Annotated in this window: 22 protein-coding genes; 13 read left to right on the forward strand and 9 right to left on the reverse strand. The window is 73.4% G+C overall.

What is annotated here, in order from left to right:
* The first annotated feature begins 113 nt into the window (after positions 1–113).
* Positions 114–686, forward strand: a complete 573-nt coding sequence (locus ACIOHG_RS34770; RefSeq protein WP_400956823.1) for a recombinase family protein — start codon at positions 114–116, stop codon at positions 684–686.
* 587 nt (positions 687–1,273) lie between these two features.
* On the opposite strand, the gene ACIOHG_RS34775 is transcribed toward ACIOHG_RS34770, so the two are convergent.
* Entirely contained in the window at positions 1,274–1,465 is a 192-nt protein-coding gene (locus ACIOHG_RS34775; protein WP_400956825.1) for a hypothetical protein, read from the reverse strand.
* Positions 1,466–1,595: 130 nt separating this feature from the next.
* On the opposite strand from ACIOHG_RS34775, the gene ACIOHG_RS34780 reads away from it, so the two are divergent.
* The 5 genes from ACIOHG_RS34780 to ACIOHG_RS34800 all read left to right on the forward strand — a co-directional run bounded on the left by ACIOHG_RS34780 (position 1,596) and on the right by ACIOHG_RS34800 (position 6,441).
* Positions 1,596–2,639, forward strand: coding sequence for a Scr1 family TA system antitoxin-like transcriptional regulator (locus ACIOHG_RS34780; RefSeq protein WP_400956828.1), 1,044 nt, complete (start codon positions 1,596–1,598; stop codon positions 2,637–2,639).
* Between the two features lie 214 nt (positions 2,640–2,853).
* A complete protein-coding gene (locus ACIOHG_RS34785) occupies positions 2,854–3,774 on the forward strand; it encodes a LysR family transcriptional regulator (RefSeq protein ID WP_400956831.1) in 921 nt (306 codons plus the stop codon).
* Between the two features lie 197 nt (positions 3,775–3,971).
* On the forward strand, positions 3,972–4,805 hold the full coding sequence (locus tag ACIOHG_RS34790) for an inositol monophosphatase family protein (protein WP_400956833.1): 834 nt from the start codon (positions 3,972–3,974) through the stop codon (positions 4,803–4,805).
* 41 nt (positions 4,806–4,846) lie between these two features.
* Positions 4,847–5,443: an NADPH-dependent F420 reductase gene (locus ACIOHG_RS34795; RefSeq protein ID WP_400956835.1), complete on the forward strand. Its 597-nt coding sequence runs from the start codon at positions 4,847–4,849 to the stop codon at positions 5,441–5,443.
* 14 nt (positions 5,444–5,457) lie between these two features.
* Complete coding sequence (locus ACIOHG_RS34800) at positions 5,458–6,441, forward strand: FAD-dependent oxidoreductase (RefSeq protein WP_400956838.1); 984 nt, start codon at positions 5,458–5,460, stop codon at positions 6,439–6,441.
* Between the two features lie 65 nt (positions 6,442–6,506).
* Here the strand turns inward: ACIOHG_RS34800 and ACIOHG_RS34805 are convergent, their stop codons facing one another.
* Complete coding sequence (locus tag ACIOHG_RS34805) at positions 6,507–7,031, reverse strand: DUF1772 domain-containing protein (protein ID WP_400956841.1); 525 nt, start codon at positions 7,029–7,031, stop codon at positions 6,507–6,509.
* Between the two features lie 103 nt (positions 7,032–7,134).
* On the opposite strand from ACIOHG_RS34805, the gene ACIOHG_RS34810 reads away from it, so the two are divergent.
* Together ACIOHG_RS34810 and ACIOHG_RS34815 are read left to right on the forward strand one after the other, a co-directional pair.
* Entirely contained in the window at positions 7,135–8,088 is a 954-nt protein-coding gene (locus ACIOHG_RS34810; RefSeq protein WP_400956843.1) for an AraC family transcriptional regulator, read from the forward strand.
* 206 nt (positions 8,089–8,294) lie between these two features.
* Positions 8,295–9,638 carry a hypothetical protein gene (locus tag ACIOHG_RS34815; RefSeq protein ID WP_400956846.1) on the forward strand — a complete coding sequence of 448 codons (1,344 nt, stop codon included), beginning with the start codon at positions 8,295–8,297 and terminating at the stop codon, positions 9,636–9,638.
* Positions 9,639–9,658: 20 nt separating this feature from the next.
* On the opposite strand, the gene ACIOHG_RS34820 is transcribed toward ACIOHG_RS34815, so the two are convergent.
* Positions 9,659–10,459 carry an ABC transporter permease gene (locus tag ACIOHG_RS34820; protein ID WP_400956848.1) on the reverse strand — a complete coding sequence of 267 codons (801 nt, stop codon included), beginning with the start codon at positions 10,457–10,459 and terminating at the stop codon, positions 9,659–9,661.
* A gap of 6 nt (positions 10,460–10,465) precedes the next feature.
* The gene (locus ACIOHG_RS34825; RefSeq protein ID WP_400956851.1) at positions 10,466–12,061 is read right to left on the reverse strand and encodes a dolichyl-phosphate-mannose--protein mannosyltransferase; all 1,596 of its coding nucleotides are present in this window, start codon (positions 12,059–12,061) and stop codon (positions 10,466–10,468) included.
* A 146-nt stretch (positions 12,062–12,207) separates the two neighbouring features.
* Between ACIOHG_RS34825 and ACIOHG_RS34830 the strand changes: the two genes are divergently transcribed.
* Positions 12,208–13,227 (forward strand): MerR family transcriptional regulator, encoded by a 1,020-nt coding sequence (locus tag ACIOHG_RS34830; protein WP_400956854.1) that lies wholly within the window; start codon positions 12,208–12,210, stop codon positions 13,225–13,227.
* Between the two features lie 58 nt (positions 13,228–13,285).
* On the opposite strand, the gene ACIOHG_RS34835 is transcribed toward ACIOHG_RS34830, so the two are convergent.
* Positions 13,286–14,566, reverse strand: a complete 1,281-nt coding sequence (locus ACIOHG_RS34835; RefSeq protein WP_400956857.1) for an MFS transporter — start codon at positions 14,564–14,566, stop codon at positions 13,286–13,288.
* A 144-nt stretch (positions 14,567–14,710) separates the two neighbouring features.
* Here ACIOHG_RS34835 and ACIOHG_RS34840 point away from each other — a divergent pair, with 144 nt between their 5' ends.
* Positions 14,711–15,274 carry a MarR family winged helix-turn-helix transcriptional regulator gene (locus tag ACIOHG_RS34840; protein ID WP_400956860.1) on the forward strand — a complete coding sequence of 188 codons (564 nt, stop codon included), beginning with the start codon at positions 14,711–14,713 and terminating at the stop codon, positions 15,272–15,274.
* 118 nt (positions 15,275–15,392) lie between these two features.
* Here ACIOHG_RS34840 and ACIOHG_RS34845 read toward each other — a convergent pair whose 3' ends face one another.
* The 3 genes from ACIOHG_RS34845 to ACIOHG_RS34855 form a co-directional block, all read right to left on the reverse strand.
* Positions 15,393–17,195, reverse strand: a complete 1,803-nt coding sequence (locus ACIOHG_RS34845; RefSeq protein ID WP_400956863.1) for a glycosyl hydrolase family 18 protein — start codon at positions 17,193–17,195, stop codon at positions 15,393–15,395.
* A 267-nt stretch (positions 17,196–17,462) separates the two neighbouring features.
* A complete protein-coding gene (locus ACIOHG_RS34850) occupies positions 17,463–17,981 on the reverse strand; it encodes an FxLYD domain-containing protein (protein WP_400956866.1) in 519 nt (172 codons plus the stop codon).
* A 40-nt stretch (positions 17,982–18,021) separates the two neighbouring features.
* A complete protein-coding gene (locus tag ACIOHG_RS34855) occupies positions 18,022–18,585 on the reverse strand; it encodes a DoxX family protein (protein ID WP_400956869.1) in 564 nt (187 codons plus the stop codon).
* 118 nt (positions 18,586–18,703) lie between these two features.
* On the opposite strand from ACIOHG_RS34855, the gene ACIOHG_RS34860 reads away from it, so the two are divergent.
* Entirely contained in the window at positions 18,704–19,021 is a 318-nt protein-coding gene (locus tag ACIOHG_RS34860) for a barstar family protein (protein ID WP_400956872.1), read from the forward strand.
* A 55-nt stretch (positions 19,022–19,076) separates the two neighbouring features.
* Here the strand turns inward: ACIOHG_RS34860 and ACIOHG_RS34865 are convergent, their stop codons facing one another.
* Positions 19,077–19,508 carry an Lrp/AsnC family transcriptional regulator gene (locus ACIOHG_RS34865; RefSeq protein ID WP_400956875.1) on the reverse strand — a complete coding sequence of 144 codons (432 nt, stop codon included), beginning with the start codon at positions 19,506–19,508 and terminating at the stop codon, positions 19,077–19,079.
* Positions 19,509–19,674: 166 nt separating this feature from the next.
* Here ACIOHG_RS34865 and ACIOHG_RS34870 point away from each other — a divergent pair, with 166 nt between their 5' ends.
* The gene (locus tag ACIOHG_RS34870) at positions 19,675–20,502 is read left to right on the forward strand and encodes a tryptophan 2,3-dioxygenase (protein WP_400956878.1); all 828 of its coding nucleotides are present in this window, start codon (positions 19,675–19,677) and stop codon (positions 20,500–20,502) included.
* On the forward strand, positions 20,499–21,746 hold the full coding sequence (kynU, locus tag ACIOHG_RS34875; RefSeq protein ID WP_400956881.1) for a kynureninase: 1,248 nt from the start codon (positions 20,499–20,501) through the stop codon (positions 21,744–21,746). Before ACIOHG_RS34870 ends, kynU begins: the two co-directional genes overlap by 4 nt.
* Positions 21,747–21,799 lie beyond the last annotated feature (53 nt).

The raw sequence follows: 21,799 nt of genomic DNA on the forward strand, positions 1-21,799 counted from the left end.
AGAACAAACACCGGGCCAAGCGCCACGACGTCGGCAAGACGGCCAAACGGGCCGAGTCGATCAAGCAACACCAAGCCCGCCGACCATAAATGTCAAGATGAGACGGTTGGGCCATGGCGAAGAACACCGGACACATGATCGGCTACGCCCGAGTCTCAACCGATGACCAAGAAGCGCACCTCCAGCACGACGCGCTGACCGTAGCGGGCTGCTCCCGGATCTTCACGGACAGGGCCAGCGGGAAGAACACCGCCCGGCCGGAGCTTGCCGCTGTCCTGGACTACGTGCGCCCCGGCGACACCCTGTGTGTGTGGAAGCTGGACCGCTTCGCCCGTTCGCTGATCGACCTGGTGACGATGGTGGACGCGCTGTCGGCCCGGGGCATCGGTTTCAAGGTGCTGACGGGAGCGTTGGCGAGCATCGACCCGAACACCCCCGACGGCCGCCTGATGCTCCAAGTCGTGGGCGCGATGGCAGAGTTCGAGCGGAGCTTGATCAAGGATCGCACCCGGGCCGGTCTGGACGCCGCCAAGGCACAGGGCCGTACCGGTGGTCGGCCGAACGTGCTGGACGCCGACAAGCTCGCCGCCGCCTGTGCCCGCCAGGCGAACGGAGAGAGCGTCACGGCCATCGCCAAGGCGCTCGGTGTGAGCCGTGCAACCCTGTACCGCCACCTCGGGGAGTAGCGCCGCTGCGCCGACACAGAGCCGTCCACCTGCTGCGGGTGGGCGGCTCTCCCCGTATCAGGGCGAGGAGGGCAAGGGCGCTGCGGAAGTTCGGCACGCTGACGCTCTGCGATCCCGGGTCCGGCTCACCGTGCGTGCCCTGGGGGCGACGCCGTTTTTTGGATGCCCGGTCAGAGATGCTCTGGCCAATAGACGGCCCATAGGTGTCCGCTTCCATCGGCAAATCTCTGGTGCCCGTACTGGTCGGACTCTCCCAGAACGGCAAGTACTTGGAGGTGGTCCACGTCGCCGTCATCGGAGCGCACAGGGAACTTGATCCTGACACCTTCGGCCACCCGCGACACCCGCACCTCCTCTCCCGTCAGTGCCGCCAACCGCGACGCCGCCTCCCAAGCCCGACGAGACGCCTCCGTCACCGCTCCCTCGCCCCGCGCTCCGGCGGGGCAAGTTCGCCCAGCGTGGTCAGGTGCTCCCGCCCGTCTCTCAGGGTCCGGACGAACACCCCGCAGGCGTGCACCGCCATTACCCGCACTGGTTCGCCGGAGCGCCTGTCGTAGGCTTCCCGCCCCTCCGTCGGCTCCCACCGCTCATCCATGGGCGTCCGCCCAGCGCGCGGCCTCGGTGAAGCTGTAGAACGCCACGGGTTCACCATCCAGCCCGGTCACGGTCCCGCCAATCCCGCCAATCCCGCCCATGACACCCCACAGATCGAACTCGCCGGGCGGCGTGGGCAGAGGGACGACTCTGTACCGGGGCTGGACTTGGGCGGCTGCCGACATGGGTTGGCTCCTGTGCTTCGCTGCGGGGTTTCCGCTACAAGAGTCGTCTCGTGTACCTACGCTGAGTAGGCATCAGGTGGTGACATGAAGTCCGTCACCGGAGGGAGCGGGAGTGGGTCGTCGGGAATCCGTGCAGGAGCAGGCGTTCTGTTCACCTGCGTTCTTCGCCGCAGAGTTGTCGGAGGCGCGCGAGAACGCCGGGTTGTCCCAGGGCGAGTTGGCGCGGCTGATTCCTTGCGACCGATCCCTGATCAGCCGGATCGAGGCCGGCGAGCGCGTGCCGAACGAGGACTTCGCCCGAGCCTGCGACAAGCTCCTGAACACGGGTGGCCTGCTGCTGCGAGTCTGGCAGCGGGTGCCCTGGCACCAAGAGGTCGAACACCCCGACTGGTTCCGCCGCTTCGCCGAGATGGAAGCACGGGCAACTGATCTTCGGCAGTACGAGATTGCCTGGATTCCGGGCTTGTTGCAAACCCCGGCGTACGCCCGTGCGGTCCTCTCGTATGGAGACGCGGCAGGCGATGACGACCTGATCAGCGAACGGGTCGCAGCGCGACTGGGCCGACAGGAGCGGTTCCTCAAAGCGGGCGCCGATCCGTTCCTGGTGGTCGTCCTGGATGAAGCAGTGCCACGTCGCACGGTCGGCGGGCCGGTCGTCATGGCGGAGCAACTGCGCCACCTGCTGAAACTGGCGCAGCGCCCCAACATCGTCATCCAGGTCGCGCCCTACGAGATCGGCGAGCGTGCCCCGTTCGGCGCATCGTTCACTCTGCTGAAGCTGTCCGAAGGTATGGAGTGGCAGTACACGGAATCACTCAGCCGGGGAGCCTTTTCAAACAACCCGCGGCAGGTCAGGGAGCGCTCACGCGCCTATGATCGGCTCCGCGCCGAAGTCCTGTCAGCACCGGAGTCGGCCCGCCTGATCCTCCGCATCATGGAAGGACTGTTGAACATGGACCGGAAAATCGACCTGTCCACCGCCCAGTGGCTCAAGAGCAGTTACAGCGGCAGCGACGGCGGACAGTGCGTCGAGGTCGCATACAACTTCGTCGCCGCCGGGGTCGTACCGGTCCGGGACAGCAAGGACCCCGAGGGACCGGCTCTGGTCTTCTCTGTGGACGCCTGGCGGACATTCGTCACCAAGGTCGCATCGGGAGACTTCCCCACTTCCTGACAGCCTCACAGGCCCCAGGAGGGCGAATCCCAGAGCTGACTTCATGTGAGTGTCTTAACAACTTTCTTGATCTTCACTACGCTCATGCCGCCCATCTTCTCCCCGTGGGTGGACATCCGGGTAGCACCACCCCGGCCGAGCCGGTCCCCGGCCGTTCGATCAAGCTCCCGGAGCTCACAGCAAGTGCATGACTGCCACTTGTACGCTTACCGCCATGCAGTTGGACCTGAACCTGCTCACCGCCCTGGACGCGCTGCTGGAGGAGGGCAGCGTGGCTGGGGCCGCGGAGCGGCTGCACGTCACGGCCCCGGCGATGAGCCGCTCGCTGGGCCGCATCCGCAAGGTCACCGGCGACCAGATCCTGGTGCGCACCGGACGGCACATGACGCCCACCCCTCGCGCACTGGCCATGCGCACCGAGGTCCACGTCCTGGTGCAGCAGGCCCACCAGTTGCTGTCTTCCCGTACGGACCTGGACCTGGCGGGCCTGGAGCGGGTGTTCACCGTTCGCCTGCACGACGCCCTCACCACCGCCTGCGGGACCGCTCTGGTCGCCGCGGTGCACCGCCGGGCCCCGAAGGTGAAGATGCGTCTCACGGTCGAGCCCGGCCAGGACACCCCCGAGCTGCGTCGCGGCGAGGTCGATGTGGCCTCCAGTGCCGCACCGCCGTCCCAGCCCGACATCCGGCACCGCCTCATCGGCCGGGACAGGATCGTCCTCGCCGTCCGAGCGGGTCATCCGCTCACTGAGGGGCCGGTGACCGTCGAGCGGTACGCGGCGGCCGATCACGTGACCGTCTCCCGGCGCGGAAGCCTGCGCGACCGGGTCGACGAGGTCGTCGCCGCCCTCGGGCACGAGCGCCGGGTCATCGTCTCCGCACCCGCGACGGACACCGCCCTGCAGCTCGCCCGTGACACCGACGTCGTGGTCACCCTCCCCGAAGCGGTCACCCGCTCCGCCCGCGACCAACTGGGCCTGACCGTGCTGCCGTTGCCGTTCGACCTGCCGCCCGTACCGCTCTACCTGCTCTGGCACCAGCGTTACGACGACGACCCCGCCCACACCTGGCTGCTCGACCTGGCGACCCGGACCCTCCAGCACCTGTTCGCCGCTCCGGAGGCATCCGAGCGGTAGCCCCCCGTGGAGGGGACGGGGGCTCGCCGGGCGGCGCGCGGAGGCGGTGGATTCAATTGCACCGGAGTCATTCCAGCAGTGAATGACATGCACTTGAGGTTAACGGTCGGCGCCCCTACCTTCGAAACGCAGGCACGAACGGCACGCGGTTTCGCCCGGTCCGCTTGATCACCCCCTCCTCAGACAGGAGCACCACCATGTCCGAATCGCTCCGGACCACCGCCATCGCCGCGCCCGCCGACTCCGTCTCCGACACCGACCTGCTCGCCCGGACCGCGGACGCCGTGCGCGCGGCGGGTTCCGTGCTGCGGGAGCGCTTCGGCGACGTGGTCCCGCACCGGACCCGGGAAGAGCTGATGGGCGCGCTCGCCGCCAACGACGACGCCGCCCTCGCCGCCCTGCGCCCCGCGCTCACGGAACTGCGCCCGAACGCGGGCTGGGTGGAGGAGGAGTTGGACGGCGGGGCGCTGCCGGCCGGCGAGTGGTGGGTGGTGGACCCGGCCGAGGGCAACGTCAACCACCTGCACGCCCTGCCGGACTGGGCGGTGACCGCCACTCTCGTGCGCGACAACCGGCCGGTGCTCACCGCGGTCCACCTGCCGCTGACCGGCGAGACCTGGACCGCACTCGCCGGCGCCGGCGCCCGCCTCGACGGCCGCCCGCTGCACGTGTCCCCGACCGCGGACCTCGGCCTGAGCCTGGTCGCCACCAGCCAGGCCAGGCCGGACGAGGACGAGCAGGTCGTGCGGCGCATCGGCTCCTCGATCACCGCGATGCTCCTCGACGCGCTCGTGGTGCGCACCTCCGTGCCCGCCACCCTGCACCTGCTGAACGTGGCCGCCGGCCGGATCGACGCCTTCTGGCAGTTCGCCGGCGCCCGCGCGGACCTGCTGCCCGGGGCGCTGCTCGTCACCGAGGCCGGCGGACGGATCACCGACGCCGAGGGCCGCCCCTGGACCCCGGAGAGCGCGAGCTTCCTGGCCGCCGCACCCGGCGTCCACGCCCAGGCCGTCACCACGCTCTCCCGCTGACCACCCGTCATATCCCGAACGCACGAAAGGAACAGCACGACATGACCACGATCGCAGTTCTCGGAAACGGCCGCGTCGGCGGCAACCTCGCCCGCGCCCTCGCCGGGGCGGGCCACCAGGTGACCGCGGTGGACCGCGAGCCGGGCGCCGCCGCCGACGCCGCCCGCGCCGCCGAGGTCGTCGTCAACGCCACCCCGGGCGCCGGCTCGCTGGAGCGCCTCACCGCCCTGCGCGCCGAACTGCGGGGCAAGATCCTCGTCGACGTCTCCAACGCCACCGTCGACGGACCGGACGGGCTCCCCGCCGACCTGGTGTATCCCGGCTCCAGCCTGGCCGAGCAACTCCAGGAAGCACTCCCCGAAACGCGCGTCGTCAAGACGCTCAACACCATGCTCTTCCCCGTGATGACCGCGCCCGCCACGCTCGCCCAGGCCCCGACCGCCTTCCTCTCCGGCGACGACCCGCAGGCCAAGCAGACCGTCCGCGCACTGCTCACCGACCTCGGCTGGCAGCAGGAGTGGATCACCGACCTCGGCGGGATCCGCACCGCCCGCGCCACCGAGGCCGCGATCCTGTTCGTCCCGCACGTCATCCGCTCCAGCGGGTTCACGCCCTTCGCCCTCTCGATCAGCCGCTGAGAGTCCGGCGCGCCGTGGAGACCGGGCAGGTCGCGCTTCGCGCAGCCGGCCTGTACGACGGGTTCCTCGCCCTGGTCCGCCCGGGCGAGGACGCCAAGCGCGTGGTCGACCGCCGCGGCACCGTCCTGTTCGACCGGCCCGCGGACCCCGGGTCGGCCCGCCCGGAGGTGGACCGCGGCGAACTGCGCCGCCTGCTCATCGACTCGCTGGCCCCCGGGACGATCAGGTGGGGCCGCAAGCTCACCTCGGTCCGGCGCCGTGCGGAGGGCGGCCACGAGCTCACCTTCGCGGGCGGTCCCGCCGCGCACGCCGACCTCGTCATCGGCGCGGACGGCGCCTGGTCGAAGGTGCGTCCCCTGCTCACCCCCGTCACCCCTTCCTACAGCGGGACCTGTTTCGTCGAGATCGCCCTCGCCCCGGACGGTCGGGACCACCGGGCGAACGTCGCCGCTATCGGCAGCGGCACGCTGATGGCGCTCGCTCCGGGCAAGGGCATCATCGTCCACCGCTGTGCGGACGGACACGTGCGCGGATACGCGGCGCTGAACCGGTCCGAGCAGTGGATGGAGCCGATCGGTTCCGGCGACCGGTCGGCCACCCTCCGCCGGGTCGCCGAGGAATTCGACGGCTGGTCACCGTCGCTCACCGCCTTCGTGGCGCAGAGCGAGTCGGAGCCGTGGCTGCGGCCCATTCACGCACTTCCCGTCGGGCTCGCGTGGAACCGGGTGCCCGGAGTGACGCTGGTCGGTGACGCCGCGCACCTGATGGCCCCCTTCGCCGGTGCGGGCGCGAACCTCGCCCTGTACGACGGTGCGGACCTGGCGGGCGAGTTGGTCGGACGGCCCGACACCGAGACCGCGCTCGGCGCCTACGAGGAGCGGCTGTTCCCGCGCAGCAGCGCGGCGGCCGGCCGTTCGGCACGGAACCTGGAGGCCTTCTTCGGCCGGGGGACGCCGCAGAGCGTGGCCGCGCTGTTCGAGCGGCCCCACCACGGGTGACCGGACGCGCCGACAGGAAACGGCGGGACCGGATCACCCGGCCCTGCAGGCACGCTGACGGAGCGTCAGGAGCTGCGGCCGGTGAGGGCGAGAGCCCGGGCGAGGCAGGCGAAGGCGGCGGTGGCGGACAGGGCGCGGACCAGGTTCCAGCGGACCCAGGTGTGTTCGAAGGCAGCGCGGACGGCGGCCGGGTCGGTGAGGTCCGCCGGGTCGCCGGCGGCGGCGAGCCGGTCGTTGAGGGGGACGTTGACGGCGGCGGTGACGACGAGCACGACGGTGTACAGGACGGCCGCGGCGCCGATCCAGAGCAGGGCGGTGCGGTCGCCGCCGCGCCACTGGAGCAGGCCCGCGGCGGCGATCAGGACCAGCGCGCCGAGGAAGCTCAGCAGGAACCACCCGTTCAGGACGGCCACGTTGATCCGCTGCATGGCGGCGACGAACGCCCGGTCGTCGACCCGGGCCAGGCCCGGCATCACCGAGCAGGCGTAGGAGTAGAAGAGTCCGGCGCTCAGCCCGGCGCTGAGGACGGCGCCGATCAGTGTCACCGTGCGCAGAACTGCCATGCCGTGCGCCCCCGTTCGTGTGGTCATGACGTCCAGTCAATCCGGCGGCGGCCGCGGGCTCCATGGCCGGGGCGCTCGCCCGCATGCGCGAGCGTCCACCCGTCGGCGCCCCGCCACTACGCTGGCCGCCATGGACGCGCTCACCGCACTGCTGGCCGGGCCCCGGGCCCGCGGGGCGTTCCTGCTGCGGTCGGTGTTCGATCCGCCGTGGTCGCTGCGGATCGAGGACCGGGCCCCGCTGACGGTGCTGACCACGGTGCGCGGCGACGGCTGGATCGTGCCGGACGGGGCCGCGCCGGTGCCGCTGCGCACCGGCGACCTGGCGATCGTCCGCGGCCCGGAGCCGTACACCGTCGCGGACCGGCCGGACACCCCGCCGCAGGTGGTGATCCACCCCGGGCAGGTGTCGGCCACGCCCGCCGGGGAGCGCCTGTGCGAGGCGTTCGACCAGGGCGTGCGGACCTGGGGTCCCGCCCGGGACGCGGCGACGGTGCTGCTCAGCGGCACCTACCAGTTGCACGGCGAGGTCGGCGGACGGCTGCTGCGGGCGCTGCCGCCGGTGCTCCGGCTGGGCGCCGAGGAGTGGAGCTCGCCGCTGGTGGCGCTGCTGGAGGCCGAGATCGACCGGGACGAGCCCGGGCAGGAGGCGGTGCTGGACCGGCTGCTCGACCTGCTGCTGATCTCGGTGCTGCGTCGCTGGTTCGCCCGCGACCTCGGCCGGGCCCCGGCCTGGTACCGGGCGCACGCGGACCCGCTGGTCGGCCGGGCGCTGGGCCTGCTGCACTCCGCCCCGGCCCGGGCCTGGACGGTGCAGGCCCTGGCGGCGGAGTGCGGGGCGTCCCGGGCCGCGCTGGCCCGCCGGTTCACCGAGTTGGTCGGCGAGCCCCCGATGGCGTACCTGACGGACTGGCGGCTCACCCAGGCCGCCGACCTGCTGGCCGAGCCGGACGCCACTCTGGACGCGGTGGCCCGCCGGGTCGGCTACGGCAGCGGTTTCACGCTCAGCGCCGCGTTCAAGCGGGTCCGCGGGATCAGCCCGCAGCGGTTCCGCGAGCTGGCCGCGACGGAGGACCGGACCGCCTGACGGAGGACCGGACCGCCTGACCGGGCGGGGCGGCGGGGGCCTCCCGGGCCGGAAGGGGCGCGCGGGAGAACCGGGCGGACGTCCACACCGTCCGATTAAGCATCAAAGCGGACAGGAAGCGGGTCCGGGGCCGGGCTTCCCTGTCGCCCCGGGGAATGCTCCTGCATAATCACCCCGTTCGATTCCGACCCGAGGAGGACCGGCCCATGCCGGCAGAGCGCTGCCCCCGCTGCGGCACGGCACGGACGGCCGGCCGCTGCGCGTGCGACGCCGCCTCCCCGGTCGAGGACACCGCCGTCCTGCCGCTGCTGGACGGCCCGCAACTGGTCCGCCCGTACGTGGCCGGCGCCTCCGTCGTCGAGCCCGGCGACCCGGCCGCCGACCCGTTCGCCACCCGGGTCGGCCCGCCGCCCGGGCCGCCGCCCGCCGCGCCCCCGGTGCAGCCGATCGTCCCGTCCGGGCCGTTCGCCGCCCCGCCGCCGCCCGGTCGGCCCCCGCACGTCCCGCAGGCCGCCAGCCCGTTCGGCCCGCCGCAGGCCCAGGCACCGCAGGCACCGCACCAGCAGCCCCAGTCCCAGCCGCCGCAGCCGGACGCCGCCGCGACCCAGCTGCTGCCGCCCGTCCCCCCGCAGGGGCCGGGCGCACCGGCCGGGCCCGGCGGGGCGCCGGACGCGCCGTTCGCGCTGGGCCGGGTGGTGGTCCCGCCGCAGTCGGCCGCGCCCGCCGTCGAGGTGCTCCGGCCGGCGGGGCCGGTCGAACCGGCGCCGCACCTGTTCCGCCCCGAACCGGCCGGGCCGGCCACCCGGTTGCTGCCGCCGGTCCCTGCCGGGCCGGCCGAGCCGGGCCCGCCCCCGGCGGACCTCGGCATGTTCACCTTCCGCGAGGAGGAGGCGGAGGGGCCGGTCAGCCGCGCGGACCGCCGGGAGCGGCGCAAGCAGAGCGCCGACCGCAAGCGGCTGGTGATCGCGGGCGGCGCGGTCGGGGTGACGGCGCTCGGCGCGAGCCTGGCGATGCTGCTGTCCTCCTCCCCCACCAAGGTCGACAACGCGCTGCCCGCCCCGACCGGCCCGGCGGTGTCCAGCCCGGTCCAGGTCACCCCGGACCCGAGCGCCACCTCCGTCGCCCCGGCACCGTCGACGCCGCCCCCGTCCCCGAGCCGCACCACGGCCCGCCCGACCCAGGCCGTCAGCAAGCCGGCCGTGGCCCCGAGCCCGCCGCCCGCGCCGAGCAGCCCGGCCGCGCCCTCCCCGTCGCCGTCGGCCGCCCCGACCGCGGGCCGGGTGCTGAAGTTCGGCGACACCGGACCGGAGGTGACGGCGATGCAGCAGAAGATCATGACGTACTGGTGCAACCGGATCGGCCCGCTCACCATGGACACCACCCGGTCCGGACAGCCCGGCTTCGGCGACTGGACCAGGCAGCGCCTGTCGGACCTCCAGCACGACCTGTTCGACGGTGCCAAGCCCGCCGTGCAGTACAAGGACGGCGTCTACGACGCCGTCACCCAGCTCGCGCTGCTGCAGACCCCGCAGAGCCCGAACTACTGCTGACGTCACGTCAGTTCGCTCCGTCAGTTCGCTCCGACCAGCCCCCGGCCGACCAGTTCGAGCACCGCCGTCACCGCGACCGCCTCCACCGCGAGCAGCGCCACCAGCACGAACAGCTGCACCGCGCCCGCCTGGACGGGTGTCGCGCCGCCCAGCAGCATGCCGACGAACGCGCCGGGCAGGGTGACCAGCCCGACGGTGCGGGTCTGGTCGAGGGCGGGGACGAGCGAGGTCGCGGCGGCGGCCCGGCAGATCTCCAGCCGGGCGTCGCGGTCCTCGAAGCCGAGCGCCAGCGCGGCCTCCACCTCGCCGTGCCGCAGCCGCAGTTCGTCCAGGGCCCGCCGCCCGGCGAGCGAGGTGGCGGTGAGCGCCCCGCCGATCAGGATGCCGGCGACCGGGACGACCGTCAGGCCGCGGGCGGGGAGCAGTCCGGCGGCCAGCAGCAGGAGCAGCACCGGCAGCACCCCGGCCGCGATCGGCACCGCCGCCCACAGCCACTCCCACCGCCCGGGCCGGGAGCGCCCCTCGACCGTCCGGCCGCCCGCGCCGCCCTCGCCGATCCGGCGGCCCGCGGTGCGCACGGCGACGCCGAACATCAGCAGCACGAACAGCGCGGACGCCCAGAGCGAGCGCACCACCCAGGCGATCACCAGGGCCACGACCGCCAGTTGGACGGCCGCCCGGAGCCCGGCGCGCAGCACCGCCCGCCCGTGGCCGAGGCCGCCGCGCCCGGCGACGAGCGCGGCGGCGGCGAGCAGGACCAGGCAGGCGGCGCCGAGCGCGGGCGTCACCGGCAGGAGCTGGGAGGAGGCTACGGCGCTCACGGGACGTCACATCCAGCTGGTGAACCACATCCGGGTGCGCCAGTCGGACATCGGGATCACCTCCGCGGTGTACAGCGGGTGGAAGAAGGCGAAGCAGCCGACGATCGCCAGCACGATCAGCCCGGCCCCGGCCGCGCCCCAGGCCCGGCGGCGGGGCGGGCAGCCGGCCGGGCCGAGCATGGCGCCGAGCATCTGGGTGACGGCCAGGGCGAGGAACGGCACCAGCAGCACCATGTAGAAGGAGAAGATCGTCCGGTGCTGGTACTGGAACCAGGGCAGGTAGATCCCGGCGACGCCGGCCAGGATCGCGCCCGAGCGCCAGTCCCGCCGGAAGAACCAGCGGTACAGGGCGTAGGCGAGCGCGAAGCAGGCCGCCCACCACAGGAACGGGGTGCCGAGGCCGAGGATCTGGCTGGCGCAGCCCTCGGCCGAGGCGCAGCCGCGCTGCCCGTTCGGCACCTGCTCCCAGTACATCGAGACGGGGCGGCCCTGGACCAGCCAGCTCCACGGGTTGGACTGGTAGGTGTGCGGGGAGGACAGGCCGGTGTTGAAGTCGTACATCTGCGAGTGGTAGTGCCACAGGCTGCGCAGCGGGGCGGGCACCCAGGTCATCGGGAGCTGCGGGAGCGGGACGTCCACGAGCGGGGTGCGGGCCGGCGAGAGCCCGGCCCGGCCGTCGGCCCAGTGCCGGCCGTAGCCGCCGCCGGTGGCGAGCCAGCCGCTCCAGGAGCCGAGGTAGACCAGCAGGGCGGCGCCGGGCATGGCGAGCGCGGCGGGCCACAGGTCGCGGCGCAGGGTGGAGCGGATCGCCCGGTGGGCGCCGGCGGCGCGCCGGCCGGCCTGGTCCCAGAGCAGGGTGAGGGCGGTGAACACGGCGAGGATCTGCAGGCCGTTCCACTTGACGGCGCAGGCGGCGCCGAGCAGCAGGCCCGCGCCGATCCGCCAGGGGCGCAGGCCGAGCCGGAGCTCGTCGGCGGCCCGGCCGCCCTCGGCGCGGGCGGCCCGCAGCAGGTCGCGGGTGCGGTCGCGGTCGACCAGCAGGCAGCCGAACGCGGCGAGCACGAAGAACGCGGAGACGCCGTCGAGCAGGCCGACCCGGCTCATCACGAACTGCAGGCCGTCGACGGCGGTGAGCAGTCCGGCCACGCAGCCGAGCAGGGTGTTGCGGAACAGCCGCCGCCCGATCCGGGCCACCAGCAGGACGCTCAGCGTGCCGAGCACGGCGACGACGATCCGCCAGCCGAAGGGGTGCAGGCCCCAGGCGTGCTCGCCGAGGCCGATCGCCCACTTGCCGAGCGGCGGGTGGGCGACGAACGCGGGGGCCCGGTCGAGCGGGACGTTCTGCGGGACACCGAGGATCAGCTGGTTGGCGTTGTCGGGCCAGGCCGCCTCGTAGCCCTGCTGCCAGAGCGACCAGGCGTCCTTGGGGTAGTACGTCTCGTCGAAGACGAAGGCGTTCGGGTAGGACAGGTCCCACAGCCGCAGCACCCCGGCGAACGCCGCGACCGCGAGCGGGCCCCACCAGCCGAAGCGGTCGGCCGCCGCCGGTGCGGCCCGCCGCCCCGTCCGCAGGTCCCGCCGTTCCAGCACCGCCAGCGCCATGTCCGCCCCGTCCGCCCGCCAGTTGACGACTTGTCCGCAATGTCCGCATCCTAGCCCCCGGCCCGGGCCGGACGGCGCGCCCCAGGAGGGTATCGCGCTCGCGTACGGTTGACCCTCGACCAGGTCGAGGGCACAGGGTGTGCCGGGTGGAGAGCACCATGCGCAGCATCGGCGAGATGGCCAGGGCCAGCGGGCTCGGCGTGAGCGCGCTGCGGTTCTACGACGGCGCGGGCGTGTTCGTCCCCGCCGAGGTGGACCCGCGGACGGGCTACCGCCGGTACGCGGCGGAACAGTTGCCGGACGCCCGGCTGCTGGCCCGGCTGCGCCGGGTCGGGATGCCGCTGGCCGGGATCACCAGGGTGCTGACCGGCACCCCGGACCAGGCCCGGGCCGAGCTGGACGCGCACCTGCGCCGGCTGCAGGACGGCCTGACCGACGCGCGCCGGGAGCTCTCCGCGGTCCGTTCGCTGCTCGATTCCCGGGAGTTCCCCATGCCGCAGTCCACCCTGACCGTCTCCGCCGCCGCCCTGGCCGCCGCGCTGGACGCGGTGCGCTTCGCCGCCCCCGCCGGCGCCGACCTGCCCGCCGTCGCCGGGATCTTCCTGGACGCGGAGGACGGCGTGCTGCACCTGGTCGCCACCGACCGCTACCGGCTGGCGGTCGCCGACTGCCCGGCCGAGCTGTCCGGCCCGACGGTCTCGGCGCTGCTGCCGACCGCGCTGGCGGACGCCGCCCGGGCCCTGCTCGGCGACGCCGACCAGGCCGAACTGGTCTTCGACGGCGGGCAGTTCACCGTCCGGGCGGCGGGCCGCGAGCTCTCCGGGGAGCCCGCCGGGCACGACTTCCCGGACTACCGCCGGCTGCTCCGGCTGGAGCCGACCCACCGGGTGGTGCTGACGGCCGACCAGCTCCGGGCGCTGCCGCTGGACGCCGCCGCCGACTCGGGCGCGCCGACGGCCGCGCTGACCGCCACCGCCGCCGACGCCCTGCCGGGCGCGGAGGCCCCGGAGGGCCTGCTGGTGCACGTGAACCGGGACTTCCTGCTGGAGGCCGCGGGCGGCGCCGAGCAGCTGGTCCTGGAGCTGGGCGGCCCGATCGCCCCGCTGGCGATCCGCTTCCCGTCCCGGGCGGACACCTTCTCGCTGCTGATGCCGGTCGCCCGCTGACGCGAGGGTCCGGCGGGGCGCCGTCGCGCCCCGCCGGACCCTCGTGGTCTCCGGGCCGTCAGGCCGCGGTCTGCAGTTCCCGCACCTCGCGCTGCGGCACGTTCAGCACCCGGACGTTGTCCTGGGCGGGCGTCAGGTGCCCGCGCAGCCGGACGGCCAGCGCGACGATCAGCAGGGTGCAGAGCGCCATCGCGGCCAGGTAGAGCGGCCAGGTGCCGGAGCCGACCAGCAGGACGCCGACGGCGGGGCCGACCGCGACGGCGATCTGCTTCACCAGGGCGTAGCCGGCGTTGTAGGTGCCGAGCAGCCGGGCCGGGGCGAGGTCCGCGACGATCGGGCCCATGGTGGGCGCGAGCAGCGACTCGCCGACGCCGAACAGCGCGTACACCGCGACGATGGCGACCGTGGCGGCCAGCGCGTCGGTGCGGACCACGCCGGCCACCAGGGCCATCGCCCAGGCGCCGAGCCAGACCAGGCCGGCGGCGGCCATCGCGGTGGTGCGGCGGCGGCGCTCGGTCATCCGGACCACGAACATCTGCAGCAGCACGATGGTCAGCGCGTTGGCGCCGATCGCCAGGCCCAGGGTGGACGGCGCGGTGCCGACGGTGTCGGTGGCGAACGCGGCCACGCCGGACTCGAACTGGCCGTAGCAGGTGAAGAAGATCAGGCCGGCCAGCAGGCAGAGCCGGAGCATCGCCTTGTCCGCGACCAGTGCGCGCAGCCCGCCGCCGCGCTTGGCTGCGGGGCTGCCCGGGGCGGCCGGTTCGACGGCCTCGGCGGGCATCCGGGCGGTGCCGGTGACGGCGGCGAGGCCGAGGAAGGTCAGGGCCTCGATGGTGAACAGCCTGGTCAGGCTGGCCGGGTCGGCGGTGTCGACGATCTGGCCGCCGACCAGGGCGCCGATGCCCATGCCCAGGTTGACCAGGGTGAACTGGAGCGCGAAGGCGCGGGACCGCTCGGCCCGGCCGGTGCAGCGGACGATCATCGTGGCGAGCGCGGGCTGGCAGGTGGTGACGCCCGCACCGAACAGGAAGGAGGACACCAGCAGCGCGGGCGTGCTCGCGGCCTGGCCGAACGCGAAGGCGCCGGCGGCGGCCATCGCGGTACCGGCCAGCAGGACCGGGCGGGGGCCGTACCGGTCGATGCCGCGGCCGGTGAACGGCAGCACGGCGAGCGCGGCCAGCGCGAACACGGTGAACACCGCGCCGGCCGCCGCGGTGCCGAGGCCGCGCACCTGGTCCACGTACACGAACATGTACGGCAGGGTGAACCCACTGCCGAAGGCGCTGAGCGCGTTGCCGATCTGGACGCGACGCAGTCGGCCGCCCCACTCCTTCACTGCACACCCCTCTTCTCGTTCGCCGGGGAGCCGGGCCCCTCGCCCGACTTCAACCCGTAAGATTTCAGACCTAAAGTCTTACCACCGAAACCTTAACGGGTCAAAGGCTTAAGTCCTGCACCCCTCGCGTGGGAGGATGAGCACATGAGCGCACGCAGAGCGGAGCCGGAGACCGCCACCGAACTCGGCATCGCCGAACAGGTGGCCGTCTACCAGCGGGAGTTCCCCACCGTGGACCCGCAGGTGGAGACCATCGTGTCCACCCTGTCCCGGCTGGCCCGCCGGATGAACGTGGCCTACGGCCGGCAGCTGGCCACCCTCGGCATCACCTCCGCCGAGTGGGAGGTGCTCAAGGCGCTGGTGATCTCCGGCGCTCCCTACCGGCTGGGCCCGGGCGAGCTGGCCAAGCGGCTCGGGCTGACCCCGGCCGCGATGACCCACCGGATCGACCGAATGGTCGCCGAGGGCCTGGTCACCCGGGCGCGCGACGAGGCCAACCGGGTCCGGGTGATCGTCGAGCTGACCCCCGAGGGCCGCGACAAGTGGCTGGAGCTGATGCGGATGGCCGCCGTCTTCGAGGCCGACGTGCTCCAGGACGTCCCGGCCGAGGCCCGCCCCGAGCTGTCCGCGACGCTGACCCGGATGCTGCGCCGGATCGAGGTGTCCCAGCCGGACGCCCTCGGCCGCACCGAGGACCTGACCTGCTGACGGCCCCCGGGAAACAGGACGCGGGGCGCGAGGGAGATGACCTCTCCTCGCGCCCCGCGTCGTCAGGGACGGTCACCCGACCGGTCGGCGACCGGCGGGATGCCGTGGTTCAGGTGGTTCAGCAGGCGCCGTTGTCGGCCCAGACGCCCCACTGGCCGCTCAGCGTCGGGTCCTCGCCCTGGGTCCACCACTTGTTGGTGTAGTTGTGGCCCTTCCACGACACCTTGGTCGGGGCGGCGTAGACGGTGGCGGAGTTCCAGCTCGGCAGGGTGCAGGCGCCGGAGGTGGCGGACTGCGACGGGGAGGCCGAGACGGAGGTCGACGGGGAGGCCGAGACCGAGGTCGACGGGGACGGGCTGGCCGACTGCGAGACCGAGGTCGACGGCGACGGCGAGGCCGACTGGGTCGGGGCGGCCGGGCAGGCGGCGGCGGAGCCGTTGGTGGCGGTCACCATCTTGTCGAACAGGCCGGTCTGGGTGCCCAGGTCGTACATCGAGAAGGCGAAGGAGCCGCCGAGGCCGTTGCAGTGCGCGTAGTCGACCTTGGCCTGGATGGACTGGGCGTTCTCGCCGGACCAGAAGGTGGTGCCGTCGTAGAAGTACGCGGTCTTGGCGGCGTCGTCCCAGTAGGTGTAGCTCGGGTTGTCCACGAAGCCGTTGAGCTCCTTGAACATCCGGATGCCGTTGACGTTGCCGGAGTAGGTGCCGCCGGTCGCCGGGCCGGTCGCCTTCTGGAACAGGCCGTGGTTGGCGCCGGCGGTCACGCCGGTCCAGCCGCGGTAGTAGAACGGGATGCCGACGTTGATCTTCTTCGCCGGGAAGCCGCCGGGGATGCCGTACTGCGGGTCGCCCACGGTGTACGCCTTGATGGCGCTGTCCAGCGAGTACTTCCCGTTGCCGCCCGGGACCGGGTTCATCGGGTCGTTGGGGTTGGTGTAGATCGGGGCCTGGTGGTTGGTCGGGCCCTGCGCCTCCCAACCGCCGTGCATGTCGTAGGTCATGATGTCGATGAACGTCAGGTACTGGCCGATCTTGTCGGTCTCGACGTTCTTGATCTTGTCCTGACCGGCGCCGACCGCGGCCGCCAGGCCGTAGGTCTTGTTGTCGGTCCTGCCCTGGGCGTCCAGCTGGCTGCGGAACTCGGCGAGCAGCGCGGTGAAGTTCTGCTTGTCGGCCGCCGCGGCGTGGTTGCCGGTGTGGCCGCCGCCGCCCGGGTACTCCCAGTCCAGGTCGAAGCCGTCGAAGATGCCGGCACCGGTGCCCGGGCCGCCGTAGCCGCCCTCGGAGGGCAGGTTGCCCTTGATGAACATGTCGATGCAGGAGGACACCAGCTTCTTGCGGGAAGCGTCGGTGGCCGCGGCGTCGGAGAAGTACTTCGAGTAGGTCCAGCCGCCGATGGAGAGCAGCACCTTGAGGTTCGGGTTCTTCGCCTTCAGCTTCTTCAGCTGGTTGAAGTTGCCGACGATCGGCTGGTTCCAGGTGTCGCCCACGCCGTCGACCGAGATGTCGGCGCCGAAGCTCTTCTGGTAGTCCGCGAAGGAGTCGCCCGCGCCGTCGCCCGCGTTCGGGTCGTCCTCGTTCTGCGACGCGGCCTTGTTGGCCTCGAAACAGGACAGCGTGGTCGGGTTGATGTTCGCGAAATCGTAGATCAGGTAGTCGAGCTTCCCGGCGGCGCCGGTGTCCTGCACGGTCTTCAGGTAGTAGCCGTTGGCGTAGATCGACCACTGGTCGAAGTACGCGACCTTGATGCCGCCGCTGGTGGCGGGCGCGCCGGTCGAGTTGGTGGGGGCCGCCTGGGCGGTGCCGCCGGTCAGCGCGAGGGTGCCGCCGAGCAGCAGGGAGGCCGCGGTGCCGGCCGCGAGCGCGGCCCAGCCCTTGGGCCGCCGCCGCGCGGGCGACTGGGTGGAAACGGAACGAAGCATGGCTGCGTGACTCCTGGTCGTGGGGGTCCTGCCGCACCCGGGCTCGAACCGTGCGAGGTGGGGCCGCACAGCCATGGGCATGACAGGGGAATCGAGCGGTGGCCTGCACAAACACCGGGTGCCGGGAAGCCGAACCGGCGCCGGTGGTATGGACCACCGGCGCCGGCCCAGGGGCTCCCTGCACCTGCCAAGTAAAATGGACTAGACCAACTCGACCGTCAAGAGCGGGTTCTGACGCTTACGCCACGCTTAAGGTTCGGTGTCCGGTCAGTACCGCAGCGCGTTCGCCACCGCAGGTGTCACGGTCCCGTTCAGCGCGCGGTTGCTCCTGGCCGTGGCCTGCGCGGACGCCCCGGCGGCCAGCTCCGGCACGTTCACCACCGCCGCGTCGAGCAGGTTGCCCGACCCGTCCTGGAAGTTGACCTGAATCGTGTACTTGCCGGACTGGGAACCGTGGTTGGTGACCGTCAGCGGCACCACCACCTTCCCCTCCCCGTCGGTGCTCGCGGTCCCGGCCGCCACGTCGGCCGTGGCGTCCAGCCCGCCCTTCACCCCGGCCAGCGCCGAGGAGGCGGCCGCCTGCGCGGAGGCGCCCAGCGAGGCCGCCGCCGAGCCGATCGCGGCCGTCGCGGAGGAGGCCGCCGAGGCCACCGCCGACTTGGCGCCGTCCAGCGCCGAGGACACCCCGGGGGACGGCGAACCGTCCGAGGAACAGCCGGCCAGCGCCGCGCCGCCCAGCAGGGCGGCCGCGGTCCAACCCGCGGCGGCCCGCATCGATCGCTTCATCAGTACTTCCCTTCGATCGTGGACGTTCGGTCGCGGGTGCTCAGGAGAGTCCGCTGCCGTCCTCGCGGACCGCCTCGTCGGCGGCCCGGGCCTCCCGCCGGCGCACCTCCTCCTGGCGGCGGGTCACCACCGCGGCGGCGCCGAGCGCGCTGGCCGCGAAGGCCAGCAGCCCCATCCAGGGGCGGTCCAGCCGGTGCCCGAGCGCGGCGTCCAGCGAGTAGCGGCCCGCGCCGGAGACGCCCAGCGCCAGGCCGCAGGCGCCCAGCAGCGCCGGGTACTCGTAGCCGCCGCCCTGGGCGAAGAAGCCGGCCGGGGCGTGCACGGAGATCGCGCCGGCCATGGTGCCGGCCACCACCGCGCCGGCCGCCGGGGTGGCCAGGCCGAGCGCGAGCAGCGTGCCGCCGCCGGCCTCGCCCAGGCCCGCCGCCAGCGCGCTGCGCTCGGCCGGGACGAAGCCCATGTGCTCCATGCCCTGCGCGGTGCCGGCCAGGCCCCCGCCGCCGAACCAGCCGAACAGCTTCTGCGTCCCGTGCGCGAACAGGACGCCGCCGACGGCTCCGCGCAGCGCCAGCAGACCGAGATCCTTGCGGTGCAGACTGGTCATGGTGTTGCCCCTGGTGTGGAAGAGATGACAGTAGGGCCCATCCCAGCGCGCGCACCGGCCCCCTTCGACCCGGCGAACCCATCCGGGCGACCCCGCCACCGGCAGACAGGAGCTTCCGATGCCCACCGCACCGCAGCCGCCCGAGTACGTCCTGCACGGCGAGCGGGCCACCGGCGAACCCGCGTTCTGGGCCGAGCTGGGCCGCGCCGTGCACGCCCCCGACGGCTACTACGGCCGCAACCTGGACGCGCTGGCCGACTGCCTGCGCGGCGGCTTCGTCCCCGAACCGCCGTTCACGCTGCGCTGGCGGCGGGCGATGGACTCGGCGCAGGCGCTGACCCGCCGGGTGACCGGCCCGGACGAGGAGGAGCGCTCCTACTTCGACGCGGTCCTCGACGTGCTCCGCCAGGGTGGCGTCACCGTCCTGCTGGACTGACGCCCCGCCGGGCCGCCGGAGCGTCAGGCCGCCGGAGCAGCGGGACGCCAGGGCGTCAGGGCGTCAGCGGCCGCCAGGGGACCGGGCTGGACAGGATCATCGAGCTGGTCGGCTGCCCGTAGCCGCCCAGCCGGTCGGTCAGCCGCTCGAACGCCGCCATGTCCGGCACCCCGACCAGCAGCACGCAGCACGCCCCGCCGGTGACCCGGTGCAGCTGGAACACCTCCGGCCAGCCGGGCACCTCCGGGTCGCGCAGCACGCAGCGCGGTCCGTAGCACTGCACCGTCACCAGCGCCATCACCGCCGCCCCGGCCTTCGCCGGGGCCAGGTGGGCGTGGTAGCCGGTGATCACCCCGTCCGCCTCCAGCCGGCGCACCCGCTCGGCGACGGCCGGCGGCGACAGGTTCACCCGGCGGGAGAGCTCGTTGAACGACAGCCGCGCGTCGGCCTGCAGTTCGGCCAGCAGCAGGCGGTCCACCGCGTCCATCGGGGGCTCCTTTTCGTTCGTCAGGTGATCGGCCCCGATCGGCTTGCGAACGGCAGGTCGAATGGGCCATCCGGGCCACGACGGCCATTCAAGAGCACGCCCGCGCGCCGCACAATGGTGACCGGCCCGCCGAGATCCGGAACGGGCGGAACCAGGAGGTACCGGCATGACCGGGCAAGCCGACCGGCCCCACCTGCGGTTCAGGCCCGAGCAGGAGCCCGGCGTATCCACCCCGTACGCCCGCTACGTGCGCCTGGCCGAACTGCACGCGCTCCAGCAGCCCCGCAGCAAGGAGCCCGCGGAGTACTCGTTCATCGTCACCACCCAGGTGATGGAGCTGCTCTTCGACCTGCTGCACCACGAGTGGACGGCCGCCCGCGCCGCGCTGCGCGAGGACGACCTGGACGCCGCGCTCGCCGCGCTCCGCCGCGGCCACCACACCCAGGACGTGCTGGTCTCCTCCTGGGACCTGCTGGCCACCATGACCGCCGCCGAGTTCAACGCCTTCCGGCCGGTCCTCGGCGAGGCCTCCGGCTTCCAGTCCTCCGCCTTCCTGCGGCTGGAGTTCCTGCTCGGCAACAAGAGCGAGCGCCTGCTGACGATGTACCAGGACTCCCCCGCCGAGCACCAGGAGCTGGCCGCCGAGCTGCGCACCCCCAGCCTGTACGACGAGGCGCTGGCCCTGCTCGCCCGGCGCGGCCAGCGGATACCCGAGGCGCCCGTCACCGACCGGCACCGGCACGACGAGGCCGTCGAGGACGCCTGGCGCGCCGTCTACACCGACCCCGAACTGGCCGACCTGGCCCGGCTCGGCGAGGCCCTGCTCGACACCGCCGAGCGGGTCACCCGCTGGCGCCAGCGGCACTACTCCTCGGTCAAGCGCACCATGGGGGCCAAGCCCGGCACCGGCGGCTCCAGCGGCCTCAGCTGGCTCAAGCAGGCCGCCGACCAGGACGTCTTCCCCGAACTGTGGACCGTCAGGAACACCCTGTGACCCAGGAGCTCCCGGTGACCCGGACCCGCGAAGCCTCCGCCGCCCTCGACGCGGCCGACCCGCTGCACGCCCTGCGCGCCGAGTTCACCCTCCCCGCCGGAGTGCTTTACCTCGACGGCAACTCGCTCGGCGCGCTCCCCCGCCGCACCCCCGGCCACCTCGCCAAGGTGGTCGAGGGCGAGTGGGGCGAGGGCCTGATCCGCTCCTGGAACGACGCCGGCTGGTTCCACCAGCCCGGCCGGCTCGGCGACCGGCTCGGCGCCCACCTGCTCGGCGCCGCCCCCGGCCAGGTGGTGGTCTGCGACTCCACCTCGGTCAACCTGTTCAAGGTGCTCGGCGCGGCCCTGCGGCTGCGCCCCGGCCGCACCGCCGTGCTCGCCGAGCGGCGGGCCTTCCCCACCGACCTGTACATCGCCGACGGCCTGACCGCGCTGCACCCCGGCACCCGCCCCGTGCTGCTCGACTCCGCCGCCGACCTGGACGCCGCGCTCGGCCCCGACACCGCCGTGGTGCTGCTCTCGCACGTCGACTACCGCACCGGCGAACTGCTCGACCTGGCGGAGACCACCGCCCGGGTGCACGCCGCCGGGGCGCTGGTGGTCTGGGACCTCTGCCACACCGCGGGCGCCCTGCCGATCGAACTGGACGCCGCCGGCGCCGACTTCGCCGTCGGCTGCGGCTACAAGTACCTCAACGGCGGCCCCGGCGCCCCCGCCTACCTGTACGCCGCGCACCGGCACCAGGACGCCGCCCGGCAGCCGCTCACCGGCTGGTTCGGCCACGCCCGGCAGTTCGACTTCGAGCCCGGCTACCGGCCCGCCGACGGCATCACCCGCTTCCTCACCGGCACCCCGCCGGTCCTCGGCCTCGCCGCGCTGGAGGCCGCGCTCGACGTCTGGGAGCTCGCCGACCCGGCCGCCGTCCGCGCCAAGAGCCTCGAACTCACCGACCTGTTCCTGGAGTTGACCGCCGACCTGGACGTCGAACCGGTCACCCCCCGGGAGCACGCCCGGCGCGGCAGCCAGGTCGCGCTGCGCCACCCCGACGGCCACCGGATCGTCCAGGCGCTGATCGCCCGCGGCGTCATCGGCGACTTCCGTGCCCCCGACCTGATGCGCTTCGGCTTCACCCCGCTCTACCTCTCCCGCACCGACGTCCACGACGCCGCCGACGCCCTGCGCGAGGTCCTCGCCACCGGCGAGTGGCGCGAGGAGCGGTTCGCCCGCCGCGGCGAGGTCACCTGACCCACCGTCACGCCGGAGGGCCGGAGCCCGCGTACGGGGTTCCGGCCCTCCGG

Source organism: Kitasatospora sp. NPDC088134 (assembly GCF_044741705.1).
In the GTDB taxonomy this organism is placed as follows: domain Bacteria; phylum Actinomycetota; class Actinomycetes; order Streptomycetales; family Streptomycetaceae; genus Kitasatospora.